At 60.6% G+C, this 13,357-nt stretch carries 8 protein-coding genes and 1 pseudogene; 6 read left to right on the top strand and 3 right to left on the bottom strand.

Translation table 11 applies throughout. The features are described from left to right. The first annotated feature begins 104 nt into the window (after positions 1-104). On the top strand, positions 105-1,823 hold the full coding sequence (locus L8K08_RS11640; protein ID WP_242196914.1) for a hydrogenase maturation protein: 1,719 nt from the start codon (positions 105-107) through the stop codon (positions 1,821-1,823). A gap of 18 nt (positions 1,824-1,841) precedes the next feature. Here L8K08_RS11640 and L8K08_RS11635 read toward each other — a convergent pair whose 3' ends face one another. Continuing rightward, positions 1,842-2,756, bottom strand: a complete 915-nt coding sequence (locus L8K08_RS11635) for a LysR substrate-binding domain-containing protein (protein ID WP_028616088.1) — start codon at positions 2,754-2,756, stop codon at positions 1,842-1,844. A gap of 247 nt (positions 2,757-3,003) precedes the next feature. Between L8K08_RS11635 and L8K08_RS11630 the strand changes: the two genes are divergently transcribed. From L8K08_RS11630 to pgm, 4 genes are all read left to right on the top strand, one after another. Next, entirely contained in the window at positions 3,004-4,026 is a 1,023-nt protein-coding gene (locus L8K08_RS11630) for a zinc-dependent alcohol dehydrogenase family protein (RefSeq protein ID WP_106578091.1), read from the top strand. 723 nt (positions 4,027-4,749) lie between these two features. After that, positions 4,750-6,183, top strand: a complete 1,434-nt coding sequence (locus L8K08_RS11625) for a hypothetical protein (protein ID WP_242196911.1) — start codon at positions 4,750-4,752, stop codon at positions 6,181-6,183. After that, on the top strand, positions 6,180-7,586 hold the full coding sequence (locus tag L8K08_RS11620; RefSeq protein ID WP_242196908.1) for a PLP-dependent aminotransferase family protein: 1,407 nt from the start codon (positions 6,180-6,182) through the stop codon (positions 7,584-7,586). Before L8K08_RS11625 ends, L8K08_RS11620 begins: the two co-directional genes overlap by 4 nt. Before the next feature lie 105 nt (positions 7,587-7,691). Further along, entirely contained in the window at positions 7,692-9,335 is a 1,644-nt protein-coding gene (pgm, locus tag L8K08_RS11615) for a phosphoglucomutase (alpha-D-glucose-1,6-bisphosphate-dependent) (protein ID WP_106578094.1), read from the top strand. 64 nt (positions 9,336-9,399) lie between these two features. Here the strand turns inward: pgm and L8K08_RS11610 are convergent. Further along, positions 9,400-10,094 (bottom strand): annotated as a pseudogene (locus tag L8K08_RS11610) (pirin family protein). Between the two features lie 219 nt (positions 10,095-10,313). Between L8K08_RS11610 and L8K08_RS11605 the strand changes: the two are divergent. Further along, positions 10,314-12,764 carry a UvrD-helicase domain-containing protein gene (locus L8K08_RS11605; RefSeq protein WP_242196905.1) on the top strand — a complete coding sequence of 817 codons (2,451 nt, stop codon included), beginning with the start codon at positions 10,314-10,316 and terminating at the stop codon, positions 12,762-12,764. Between the two features lie 67 nt (positions 12,765-12,831). Here L8K08_RS11605 and L8K08_RS11600 read toward each other — a convergent pair whose 3' ends face one another. Then, entirely contained in the window at positions 12,832-13,104 is a 273-nt protein-coding gene (locus tag L8K08_RS11600; protein WP_145160542.1) for a DUF1652 domain-containing protein, read from the bottom strand. Between the last annotated feature and the right edge of the window lie 253 nt (positions 13,105-13,357).

Raw genomic sequence — 13,357 nt, 5'->3', positions numbered from 1 at the left:
TCAGGTGACCTGCCTGGCAGTGCCTCTAACCTTATGCTTCCATCAAAGGCCAGGGAGGGCTCAATGAGTGCCTCGGGTCGCGTATTCTCAAGGAAGAGTCAGCTATGCGGTCATTGAAGATCCTGTTGTTATCGTCGGCGTTCAACGGTTTGACCCAACGCGCCTGGCTGGACTTGCGCCAGGCGGGTCACGCGCCCAGCGTGGTGCTGTTCACCGATGCCGCCACGGTGTGCGAGCAGGTTGAGGCGTCAGGCGCCGATGTGGTGATCTGCCCGTTTCTGAAGGACCGTGTGCCACAGCAGCTGTGGAGCAACCCGGAACGCCCGGTCGTGATCATCCATCCGGGGATCGTCGGCGACCGCGGCGCCAGTGCGCTGGACTGGGCCATCACCCGGCAGGTCAGCCGCTGGGGCGTGACCGCCCTGCAGGCGGTGGAGGAAATGGACGCCGGGCCGATCTGGTCGACGCGTGAATTCGACATGCCGGCCGACGTGCGCAAATCCGAGCTGTACAACGGCCTGGTGAGTGACGCAGCCATCGATTGCATCCGCGACGTGGTGGAAAAATTCGCCCGGGGCTTCGTCCCGGCACCGCTTGATTACACGCAGCCCAACGTCATCGGGCGATTGCAGCCCAACATGACCCAGGCTGACCGCAGCTTCAGTTGGTTCGATTGCGCACGCTTCATCAAACGCAACATCGACGCCGCTGATGGCCAGCCCGGTGTGTTGGCAAGCATCAGGGGCGGGCAGTATTACGTGTACGACGCGCACCTGGACTCACGCCACGGCACGCCGGGCGACATTCTTGCGGTACAGGACGACGCGGTGCTGGTGGCGGCCGGCGATCACAGCCTGTGGATCGGCTCGCTCAAACGCAAAGCCCAGCCCGGTGAGGAAACCTTCAAGTTGCCGGCCCGTCACGTGCTGGCCGAAAAACTCGCAGGCATTCCCGTGCTGGACAGCACCCTCGCCAGACAAACGTGGAATGAACAGGCCTATCAACCGATTCGCTACCGAGAGTCAGGGCCTGTCGGCGAACTGACGTTTGAGTTCTACAACGGCGCCATGAGCACCGAGCAATGCCAGCGTCTGGTGGCTGCACTGCGTTGGGCCAAGGCGCGAGACACCCAGGTGCTGTTGATCAAGGGCGGGCGTGGCAGCTTTTCCAACGGCGTGCACCTCAATGTGATTCAGGCCGCCACGGTGCCTGGGCTGCAAGCCTGGGCCAACATCCAGGCCATCGACGATGTTTGCAAGGAGCTGCTCACGGCCCGGCAGCTGGTGGTCAGCGGCCTGACCGGCAGTGCCGGAGCCGGCGGCGTCATGCTGGCGCTGGCGGCCGACATCGTTTTCGCCCGTGAGGGCGTGGTCCTCAACCCGCATTACAAAACCATGGGCTTGTATGGCTCCGAATACTGGACCTACAGCCTGCCACGTGCCGTCGGCAGTGAAGTGGCGCAGCGGCTCACGCAAGAATGCCTGCCGATCAGTGCCGACCAGGCCCAGCACTACGGCATGGTTCAGGCCATCGGCCCACGGTGCCCACAGGCATTTGGCCTATGGCTCATGCAGCAGGCCACCCGCGCGCTCGACGACGAGCACTATGTGCTGGCGCGCGCACGCAAGGCAACGATGGACCTGGATCAGGTGGAACACTGTCGCGAACACGAACTGGCACACATGCAGCAAGACATGGTGCACAACCGCCAACAGTTCGCCGAGAAGTGCCGCAACTTCGTGTTCAAACGCAAGACCTGCCAGACCCCGCAACGCCTGATAGCGCCATGGGCAGTGGCGCGCAAGGTGGCGTTGGTTGGTTGAGGGGGTTGCAGACGGCGATCAGAGGCTATCGGGATCGCCAAAAAACATCTGAATCCGCGAGCGCAACCAGCGCTCTCCCGGATCGTTGTCCTGCGAGCCGCGCCAGGCCATGTGCAATTCGAACGAGCGTACGGGCAACGGCGGGTCTTCTGCGCGCAATCCGCCCGCTGAGGTCAGCGCTTCGGCGGCGTAGTCCGGCACGGTGGCCAGGATATCGGTGCCGGCCAGCAATGTGCCCAGGCCGTTGAACTGCGGCACGGCTAGGACCACGTGGCGTTTGCGGTCGAGTTTTTCCAGCTCTTCATCAATAAACCCGCTCAGGTCGCCGGCGAATGACACCAGGGCGTGGGGGCGGGCGCAAAAGTCATCCAGGCTCAGCGAGCCGGGCACGCTGTCGGCGCGCAGCAGTTTCGGCAGGCTGCGGCGCAGGACCTTGCGCTTGGCATTGGCCGGCAGGTCGGCGGTGTAGCTTACGCCGATGGAAATTTCGCCGGAGGCCAGCAGACCCGGCATCAGGATGTAATTGACCCGGCGCACCACCAGCACGATGCCCGGCGCCTCGGCGCGCAGGCGTTTGAGCAACTGGGGGAGCAGGGCGAATTCGACATCGTCCGACAAACCGATGCGGAACACGGCCGTGCTGGTGGCCGGGTCGAACTCGGCGGCGCGGCTCACGGCGGTGGAAATCGAGTCCAGGGCCGGGGAGAGCAGGGCGAAAATCTCTACAGCCCGGGCGGACGGCTCCATGCTGCGCCCGGTGCGCACAAACAGCGGGTCATCGAACAGTCCACGCAGGCGCGACAACGCCGCACTGATGGCCGGCTGGCCAAGGAACAACTTCTCGGCGGCACGGGTCACACTGCGCTCATGCATCAAGGTTTCGAATACGATCAAGAGGTTAAGGTCGACACGACGCAGGTCGTTACGGTTCATCTTGTGTCCTGGAAGAGTCAGCGAGCTTGACGAGAGCGGCCACATGTAAACAATGACCGGCATGAATCTTACGGGGAAAGGCTGGTACTCTGCACCGGCTAATTGAGTTTTCCTACAAGATCTGGGGTCCATTCCTCAGTTGCGGAATCAATGGCAGGCATGTCGACTATTAACGGCGACCGGTGGTCTTACCTGGAAAGCCCAGATAGAGTTCATGGCATTAGAGGTTACTTTGACGAGGTTTGCGATGTCCCGCACGATCCGTTTTCACAAGTTTGGTCCGGCCGAGGTGCTCAAATGCGAAGAGCATGTAGCCGCGCTGCCCGCACCGGGCGAAGTGCAGGTGCGTGTCGACGCGATTGGCATCAGCTGGTATGACATTTTGTGGCGCCAGAACCTGGCGTCTTCCCATGCACGTCTGCCGTCCGGCCTTGGCCACGAGATGGCCGGGGTGGTTGTAGCCCTCGGCGACGGCGTGGATGACTTGGCTGTGGGCGATAAAGTGGCCAGTTTTCCGGCCGAGAGCCCCAATGATTACCCGGTGTATGGCGAACAGATCGTCCTGCCCCGTTCGGCTTTGACCCGTTATCCGGACGTGTTGAGCCCGATTGAAGCCAGCGTGCACTACACGCCGCTGCTGATTGCCTACTTTGCCTATGTGGACCTGGCGCGGGTCAAACCCGGCCAGTTCGCCCTGGTGACCGACGCCAGCCACTGCGCCGGCCCCTCGTTCGTACAACTGGGCAAAGCCTTGGGTGTGCGGGTGATTGCCGCGACCAAAGACAGCGCAGAGCGTGAGTACCTGCTGTCCCTCGGGGCAGAAAAGGTGATTGTCACCGAAGAACAGGACTTGCTCATGCAGGTCAACAAGTTCACCGACAACCGCGGCGTTGACGTGGTGTTCGATGGCTTGGGCGGCCCGCAGATGTCGTTGCTCGGTGACGTGCTGGCACCGCGTGGCAGCCTGGTGCTTTATGGCCTGCAAGGCGGCAACCAGACACCGTTTCCGGCGTGCGCAGCGTTCCAGAAGAACATTCAGTTCTTTGTGCATTGCATCGGCAACTTCACCGGCAAGCCGGAGCTGGGCATCATTCAGGATCAGGTGGCCTTGCAGCGTGCGCTGCGTGATATCAACCAACTGACGGCCGACCGTGTACTGGTGCCGCTGAAAACGACGGTGTTTCCATTCAATCAGTTCGTGGAAGCACACCGCTATATGGACGAATGCCCGTGTCGCGAACGCGTTGCGTTGCAGGTTGAAGCTGTTTGAGGTGTAGGAATATTCGCAAATGAGTCATACGGGCCCTGGGCGCATGAGACAAATGCGCCATTTAGCAGGGCTTAACCCGCGCGTTGGATGAAACGCGCGCGCGTCTTTCGGTCCTGTAAACGATACCTTTGCCCCTGCCGCCGCCCTGATTTTCAGCGCGGCGTCTTTGTGTGCGCGCTATTTACGCGGCAGCGGATAATTATCTGAACTGGTTTTCGACCGGCTTCTGTATCTGTTAATCATTATTCCAGTCCTGATAATTGAGTCTTCACGTTCAACTCAAGGACCGAGTAATGATTGATACTCTGATACCCCAGCAGGCAGTGCCTGCAACTACCCACGATAATGCAGCAACTGCCTGGACCCGAGGATGCGGGTACTTTCCAGGCGAACCTCAATCGATAAACCAGCGGAGGTCAAAGTTAGAAGATTTTTATGTGTCAGATTCATCTTCTAGTTCAAGGATAAATGAGTGTAGGGGGCCGTCGGAGCATTCCTAGGATTGCCGCATTGACGGCCTGGACGCCTCACGCACGGCCTGTTGGCGCAATGGATGCTCCAACGGTGCGCCGGTGCATATTCCATGTCGGTTAATTGCAGAGTGCTAGTGTTTATTTATCGCGAACACGGTAGCGCGGGCACCCCTTCTTACAGATGCAATAGACCGGGCAGTGCGTCTCGGTAGTTGCTTGAAACTGATATTTCAACTCAGGTAGTAGAGCTATGAGCGCTATTCACGAACAAGCTATGAATTATGTTTACCAGCAAGTACTGCAACGGCTCATCGGGCACTTCAATCGTGCAGAACGCACTGCACTTCAATTGTTGATACAGCGGATTGTCGTTGCCGCTGGCGGTATGGAGCAGGTGGGCGATTACAAGGTGCTGGTGGCCCATGGCGGCGGTGAAGTGAGCAGCTACACCCTGGCGCTGTTGCGTGCCGCGCAATTGAGCATTGCCGGCCGCGCCCCCAGGACGTTCCAACTGCGGGTGGCCACCTTGCGTCACAGCGGTATGACCCAAGGCACGCTCGACACGCTTCACCGCGGCTACAGCCAGTTGTTTTTTCACGACGACCCACGGGTTGAACTGCTGATGGTGGAAAATCACCAGGTGCTGCCTTTCAACCACCAGCGCCCGGCCTCCGCCACTGGGCGCGAGGCCAGCCAGCGCAACATGCTGATGATGGGGCATCTGTCCTCCGGTGACGTTCGCGCAACACTGTGCAACGAGACCTATCTGGCCCTGGGCGACTTCTACCAGCGCGTCACCGCCTGGGACGGTGGCGTGCATGCATTGGTCAGCGGCGATTGCGCGCGCAAGCAGGGCCAGTTGCTCGCCTGGCTGAAAAAGACCGCCCAGGCCGCGGGCGTTCAGGTTCCTGCGGGCAGGCCCGCGACGCTCAATGGGCTGTTCGCGCGCATGGATCAGTGGAGTGACGACATTTATCGCGACTTGTACGGTGAGCACTACGTGGCGAAGAGCGACACCAGCCCGGGTGGCCACCGCCACCTCGCGTACATCGGTATCGCCGACCTGCTGGATGGCATTGACCGCGGTTGCGCGCCGTTGCTCACCGAGTTCATGGCCTATAACCCGGACCCATTGGGCTTTCATCTGAGTCATCCGACCTTTGCCAACCCAATGCTGATGGCGCACCTGCGCGGCCTGCAAGCCGAGAGCCTGAGGGCGCTGGATTACGAAGCGGGCGTCGAAGGGTTCATGCTGCAGGCAGCGAATTACCTGCGTCGTCGACAGGTGTGCGAAGCATTGATCACCCAAACGGTCAGCCGCGAAGGACGCGCCGTGTCGGCCCAGCACGCCCAGCGGTTTTTTGGCCTGGATGAGGGCCAGTTGATCTGTCTGCTGTTTTCGCCCTTTATCCACCACGGTGAGCGGCTGGAAGGTTATTTGCGCCAGTGCCACTCGGGCATGCTGGTGGCGCTGCCGGAACTGCACAAAGTGCTGCAGGGCAAGCCCGCTGCCGAGATGCTGCAGCAATGGGTCACCGACGCCAGCGGACTGCCGCTGCCGTTGCTCCAGCATCTGTACCGCAAGCGGCCAATGCCTGGCGGCGCCGGCAGTACCGCTCGTGGTTGCCGTCAGGAACGGTCGACGGCCACTGCCGACATGGCCTTGCAGCTGTCCGGGCGATGACCCTGCGTGGCGTGCGGCAGGCGGATTTCGCCTATCAGGCGGTGTATCGCTACATGATCAACCTGATTGATGAGGTCAGCAGCGATAGCCGGGTGAAGCTGCCGTCTCTGCGCCAGTTATCCCAACGCCTGAACGTGTCCATCTCCACCATCCAGTACGCTTACTCGCTGCTGGAGAAAGAGGGAAGGGTGTACTCAGTGGCCAAGTCCGGCTATTACGCCTGGCCGCTTGCCGGCAGTGCCTCGACGTGGCCAAGCGGGGATTTGCTCGAGCGCCTCTACGTGGCCGCGCGACGCCCGGGCATGGTCGTGCTCAGTGGCGATGAGCCTGCCTTGTTGGCGTCGCTGGACAGCACACTGTTGCGCCTGGAGCGGGAGCTGGTGCGCCAGTACCCGCACCACTTGCAGCCCTGGTCCCAGCCATGTGGGGTGTGGGAGCTGCGCGCAGCGCTGGCGGCGCGTTACACCTCGTCGCCGACGCGCTGCTGGCACGCCGACGACGTGTATATCGGTGCCGACCTGCGCGGGGTGCTTGATATCCTCATCGAGGTGCTTGGCCTGCCCGGTTCTACGGTGATTATCGAGTCGCCCTGCGACTGGCTGATCCTGCGCCTGCTGCAGGATGCTGGTATCCGCCTGCTCGAATTGCCCTGGGCGCACGACGGCAGCCTCGACCTGGTGTCGCTTGAAGGCCTGCTGCGCGACGAGCGCGTGAGCCTGGTGCTGCTGTCATCGACGGTCAGCCAGCCCTCCGGCGTGGCGATGGCGTTGCGCGATCGCCTCAAGGTGGCGCAATTGCTCGACCAACATGGGTGCTGGCTGTTGGAGAACGACACGTGCGGGGAATTGAGTTTCAAACCACCCCACACGGCCTTGCGCGATCTGGTGAACCCGGAGCGGCTGATGGTGTTTTCCTCCTTCGAGAAAATTCTCGGCCCAGAAGCGCCGTATGGCTACGTGCTGTCCCGGCACATGAGCAGCCAGTTGCAGCGCCAGTTTCTGCTGCGTTCGTTCCGGTTGTCGTCAATTCGTCAACGCGCGATTGCCCGCCTGTATCAGAGCGGGCAGATTGATCAGCACCTGCGCACCCTGCGTCAGTTGCTGCGCGAGCAAGCCGGGGCAATGAGTCAGCTGCTCGAGCAGCATTTGGGCGATCAAGTGACTTATCGGATGCCTGCCGGCGGCGCGACCTTCTGGTTGGGTTCGACCCAAGCGGTGGATATGCGCCAGGTGTTCCAGTATTTGCTGGCCCGGCAGGTGGTGGTGGCACCCGGCGAGTTGTTCAGTGTCGGCGGACTGCACCATCAGCACATGCGTTTGAGCCATACCTTTCATGGGCAGCCCAACCTGGAAGTTGCGCTGGTGGCACTGGCTGATGCCCTGCGGCAGGCACAAACAGGCTAGATGCGTGAAATTTCTCTGAGTTTTGTAGGATCGATACCGTCGCGTAGTAGTCCAACTCTCAGTAAACTGTCGTTTTTTCCAAATCCTTCTTTTCGAGGTTCATGCATGACTATCAGTCCTTTTGCGGGCAAGCCGGCGCCAGCTCAGTTGCTGGTGGATATCCCGCGACTGGTCACGGCCTACTACACAGGCCAGCCTGATGCAGCGATCTCCACCCAGCGCGTGGCTTTTGGCACCTCCGGCCACCGCGGCAGCTCGTTTGAGTTGAGCTTCAACGAGTGGCACGTGCTCGCCATCAGCCAGGCCATCTGCCTGTATCGCGAAGCCCAAGGTATCAATGGTCCTTTGTTCGTCGGCCTGGATACTCATGCGCTGTCGACACCGGCCGGTGCCAGTGCGCTGGAAGTCCTGGCGGCCAATGGCGTGCACGTGATGCTGGCCGAGGGCGATGAATACACGCCGACCCCAGCAATTTCCCACGCCATCATCTGCTACAACCGCGGCCGCACCACGGGCCTGGCCGACGGCATCGTGATCACGCCGTCGCACAACCCGCCGCAAAGCGGCGGCTACAAGTACAACCCGCCCAATGGCGGCCCAGCCGATACTCACGTCACCAAGTGGATCGAAGCCAAGGCCAATGAGCTGCTGGCCAACAAACTCGCCGGGGTCAAGCGTATCACCCACGCCCAGGCGCTCAAGGCCGATACCACGCACCGCCACGATTACCTCAACAGCTACGTGGCCGATCTGGTCAACGTGATCGACATGGACGCCATCCGCAGCGCCGATTTGCGCCTGGGCGTCGATCCGCTGGGCGGCGCAGGGGTGCGCTACTGGTCGGCGATTGCCGAGCATTACCGCTTGAACCTGGACGTGGTGAACACTGAAGTCGATTCCACCTTCCGCTTCATGAGCGTCGACTGGGACGGCCAGATCCGTATGGACCCGTCCTCCAGCTATGCGATGCAAGGCTTGATCGGCCTCAAGGAGCGGTTCGACGTGGCCTTCGCGTGCGACCCGGACCACGATCGCCACGGCATCGTCACGCCGTCCGGCGGCCTGCTGGCGCCGAACAATTATCTGGCCGTCTCTATCGATTACCTGTTCCAGAACCGCCCGGACTGGCGCGCCGATGCCGCCGTGGGCAAGACCGTGGTCAGCAGTGGCTTGATCGACCGCGTGGCCGCGCGTATTGGCCGTCGTCTGTACGAAGTGCCCGTAGGCTTCAAATGGTTCGCCGATGGCCTGTTTGAAGGCTCCCTGGGTTTTGGCGGCGAAGAGAGCGCCGGTGCCTCGTTCCTGCGCAAGGACGGCACGGTGTGGAGCACCGACAAGGATGGCCTGATTCCGGCCCTGCTGGCGGCGGAAATGACCTCGCGCAAAGGCCAGGACCCAAGCCAGATCTACCGTGGCCTGACCGACGCACTGGGCGAGCCCTTCGCGATCCGCGTCGACGCCAAGGCCACCCCGGCGCAGAAAGCCTTGCTGGGCAAGCTGTCGCCGGAACAGGTCACGTCCACGCAATTGGCCGGGGAAAGCATCCAGCAGATCCTCAGCCATGCACCGGGCAACAACCAGGCGATTGGCGGTTTGAAGGTGATGACCGAAAACGGCTGGTTTGCCGCGCGCCCATCGGGCACCGAGGACATCTACAAGATCTACGCCGAGAGCTTTGTGGGCGAGGATCACCTCAAGCAACTGGTGGAAGAAGCGCAGGTGCTGGTCGACGGCGCAATCAGCCAGTAATCACGCCATACCCGATGTGGGAGGGGTTGTTCCCTCCCACATCTTCAGGTTAACGAACGTCACTTCAAGCCAGATCGACCAGTACGATCTCGCTGTCCTCAATCGCTGTCACCCGCAACAGTTGCTCATCCTCAACCGCCACGCCGTCTCGCGCTTGCGCACGCAAGCCATTGACTTCAATCACGCCCGTCGCCGGCACCAGGTACGCGCGGCGCCCGCTGTCCAGCCGATACTCGGCACTTTCGCCCGCTTTCAGGTTGGCCGCCACCAGGCGTGCATCAGCGCGGATGCGCAGGCTTTCGCTGTCACCGGCCTTGCCGCTGGCCAGGGTCACAAAGCCCTCGCGATCCCCTTGAGGAAAGGGCTTGGCGCCCCACGAAGGCGGCAAGCCGGCCTCGTTTGGAATATCCAGATCTGGAAAATCTTGGTCGGCGTGGCCTCCAGGTTGTATTCGCTGTGGGCGATCCCGGTGCCGGCACTCATCACCTGCACATCGCCGGCCTCGGTACGGCCCTTGTTGCCCAGGTTGTCGGCGTGGCTGATGGCGCCTTCGCGCACGTAGGTGATGATTTCCATGTCGCGGTGCGGGTGCTGCGGGAAACCCGTGCCCGGCGCGATAATGTCGTCGTTCCATACCCGCAGGTTGCCCCAGTGCATGCGCTTGGGGTCGTGGTATTGGGCGAATGAAAAGTGGTGATGGGCGTCAAGCCAGCCATGATGGGCGCCGCCCAGCGTGTTGAAAGGTCGAAGTTCGAGCATGAGAGTCTCCTGATGATGGAGGCCATGATCCGCCAGTGCATGATCGATAAAAAGCGTAAAAATTGCCGTATTCTCATCCAATTATTCGATTGGTTACAGGCGTTTCAACTTTCACTTCATCGCCTAACTGCATGACGTCAAAGCAATTGGCTGGAACTGAGCGCCGATTCCGGCGACCATGGCGCCTTCGCCAAAACCAACCTCATCGCTGGAGTCCGCGTGCCGCAACAAACGCCTGATTTGCCCCCTGAGCTTCGACCTCTGGCAGAAATGCCGCTGCTGAAACGGCTGGCCGCCCGCTTGTTTGGCCACGGCCTGACGCGTTTACGCGCGCAGCATCGGTTTTCCTGGCTGCACGGCCAGGCTGACGGATTTCGCAGCGGGCACGAAGCCGGTGTGGAATATGGCTATCGCGAAGGCAAGGCTGACGGAATAGAAGAGGGCCGTCAGGTATTGCTGATCCGTGACTTGCGTCCCGATGAGCACAAGGCGCCAGGTGTGGATGACAGCCTGTTCGACGACTGGCGGCTGCCGCTCAGCGCCGACGTGAAAAAGCGCATGAAAGCGGATGTGGCGCGTTTACTGCCGGCCCATGCACAGCCGAGCAGCGCGCAATGGAAAATGATCTTCAGCGACACGCCTTCGACGTCGGTGATCGCCGGTGCCGGTGCCGGTAAGTCCACCTCTCTGGTGCTGCGGATCCTGTTGCTCACCCATTACCTGGGCTTTGAACTGAGCTCGATGACCGTGGTGACGTTTACCCGCGAGTCGCGCAAGGACTTCATCAACAAGCTCATGGAAATTCTCAGCCTGTGGGGCCAACCCCTTGGCAGTAAAGAAGCCCAGGCCGTGGTGCGAACCTTCCACTCGCGCATCTTGCCGATGGTGCGCAGCTTGCCCGGCTTTGAACGGCTGCAGGCGTTCGAAAACCTCAGCAGCGGTGTCGAGGACGCGGACAGCAACCCATTCGACCTGCGCATCGGCGATGCCCAACGCCAACAGATGAATGCCTGTTACCACCGGCTGCACGGCCGGCACGAGCGTTTCCGTGAGCTGATTGCACCCTTGGCCCGTCATGGCCTGCAGCTCAAAGAACTGGAGCGCGACCATCCGGATGTGCAAAAGCGTATCGCCGTGACCGAGTTGGCCGCCAAGCGTGATGAAGAACTTTGCGATGTCATCGAAGACCTGTGGTTTCGTGCGGGCGCCTGGCCGATCAAGGGCATTGAGCCGAGCCGCCAGACCTTTGAGATCAATGGCGCGCAGTTTCACTGTCATGGCTATATTCCGCAGCTGGACGCCTGGGTGATGCTGGGCTTCGATTCACGCGAAAACGCTCAGATCAGTCGGCCGAATTCGAAGCTTTCGGTGCGCGCCGAGTGGGCAGTAAAGCGCACACTGTTTCAAGCTTTCTGTCGTAAGCCTATGATTTGGCTAGATAGTTATGAATCTTCCAAGCGTCTATTAAGCAGCTTGGCCGGCGATGCTACCGCAGGGCCGGGCTTCGATTACAAGGTCAAAGGTGAACTCGCCTCGTCGCCGCTGCTGGACAGCTTTGTGATGACTGCCGGGTTCATTGAGAACCTCGGCCTGGACGTGCCGACTGCCGTGGGCCAGATGAGCTTTGCCAAGGACGATCCCGACCGGTTGTTTTTTGAAGCCCTGAGCATCTTCTGGAAAGCCCTGGAAGATCACCTGCTCGATCAATCGCCGCCGATCATGACCTACAACCGGATGTTTTCGCTGTTCGGCGAAAATACCCCGGAAAATCTCAAGCTGCTCAGCGATCCGTTGCTACGGCCGATGTCGCACTTGATGATCGACGAGTTTCAGGACGTGTCACCGCAGATCGTGTCGTGGATTCGCGCCAGCCTGCGCGAAATCCGCGCTCGCGGCCCGGCGATGCACGTAGGCCGCGGCGCACAACGTTCATCCTTGCTGTGTGTGGGCGATGACTGGCAGTCGATTTATGGCTGGCGCGGCAGTTCACCCCAATACTTCATGGCGTTCAACACCGAATTCCCGTCGCCGAGCACCACCCGCGTGATGCTGAGTGAGAACTACCGCAGCCACCAGCACATCATCGACGCCGCCGAGCATATTGTGCGCGCCGCCCCGGCAATCCCCGGCAAAAAAGCCAAGGCCAGTGGCGAGCCAAAGGCATTGGTGCCCGTGACGGTGCTTGAGCGCGACGATGCTGCGTTGGCTCGGCAGTTGCTGACGCACTATCAAAGAGGCGAGTCGGTGTTAATGCTTTATCGAAAAAGTAGCGATAAGTTATTGATTAAAGAGCATATTCAGTCTGTAGTTAATGCTGATTCTAGCTTGCCGTTACCGGACCGCAGGCTGAGACAGCTGACTTATCACAGCGCCAAAGGGCTACAGGCCGATGCGGTATTTCTGCTGGGTGATTGTCAGCATGTGACCAGCTCGCCCTACAAGAATCAGGTCTACCGCATGGCTGGCCTGGGCAAGGACGGTGACAGCGAGCCGTATGACGCTGCCCAAAAAGACGAAGTGCTGCGCCTGGCCTATGTCGGTATCACCCGAGCGGTAAGCCATTGCTATTGGTACGTGGAAAAGCCGGAGGGCCAGGGCGTGAATGTGCCCAGGGCTTCGGAACGGGTAGATGGCAACAAAGCGTTTTTTGACGATCACCGTGGCCAGTGAGTGCAGCGTGATGTGGGAAGGCGCCAGCCGTTCCCACATGAGCTATACGTCCCCGGATAACCTGAGGTCAGGCCCGCAAGGACAGCGGCGGCACAAAACACTCCAGCTCAGCTTCGACGGCTTCGATGATGCGCTCTACATCGGCGGCATTCATCACGGTGGCACAGGGAATGCCGGCAATCGCGATCAACGTTTCGCCGCTGCTGCGATCAAACAGGCGGGCGACCATGCTGCCGGGGGCGTCCATGCTGCCCTCAAACCCCATCGGATGAAAATGCCAGCGCATCAGCTGGCAAGCGTTGGGAAATGTCACTTTATTCATGTTGCCCACCTTCTTCATTGAGCGCTTCCTTTAGCTCGCGGCAGGGGCCATGACCGTCACTGGTCAGGGCATCGAAGAAGTTCAAAATAGCACCCGTTCGCAAGCGCAAGGTGACTTTTTTGGGCCCGTTGGGCAGTTCTTTTTCAATACCTTGATGTGGGTCATCTCCTACTACAAGCTAGGCAAAAGGCCATTATTCAGAAGCGCCAATTGACCATTGAAGGCTGCCCTGAAATTCGGCACTCTTCAGGGTTTACCCGCAACCGAGCCG

The sequence above is a fragment of the Pseudomonas sp. TREG-RG-20F-10-E-6-01 genome, assembly GCF_022662455.1.
GTDB lineage: Bacteria > Pseudomonadota > Gammaproteobacteria > Pseudomonadales > Pseudomonadaceae > Aquipseudomonas.
Note: the sequence above shows the minus strand (reverse complement) of the source record. Positions and strands in the feature narration are given on the sequence as shown.

What these genes read in the sequence shown, in the direction of transcription:
- L8K08_RS11620 (WP_242196908.1), top strand. Translation starts at nt 6,180, where the DNA reads ATGACCCTGCGTGGCGTGCGGCAGGCGGATTTCGCCTATCAGGCGGTG.
- pgm (WP_106578094.1), top strand. Translation starts at nt 7,692, where the DNA reads ATGACTATCAGTCCTTTTGCGGGCAAGCCGGCGCCAGCTCAGTTGCTG.
- L8K08_RS11600 (WP_145160542.1), bottom strand. Translation starts at nt 13,104, where the DNA reads ATGAAGAAGGTGGGCAACATGAATAAAGTGACATTTCCCAACGCTTGC.
- L8K08_RS11630 (WP_106578091.1), top strand. Translation starts at nt 3,004, where the DNA reads ATGTCCCGCACGATCCGTTTTCACAAGTTTGGTCCGGCCGAGGTGCTC.
- L8K08_RS11625 (WP_242196911.1), top strand. Translation starts at nt 4,750, where the DNA reads ATGAGCGCTATTCACGAACAAGCTATGAATTATGTTTACCAGCAAGTA.
- L8K08_RS11635 (WP_028616088.1), bottom strand. Translation starts at nt 2,756, where the DNA reads ATGAACCGTAACGACCTGCGTCGTGTCGACCTTAACCTCTTGATCGTA.
- L8K08_RS11640 (WP_242196914.1), top strand. Translation starts at nt 105, where the DNA reads ATGCGGTCATTGAAGATCCTGTTGTTATCGTCGGCGTTCAACGGTTTG.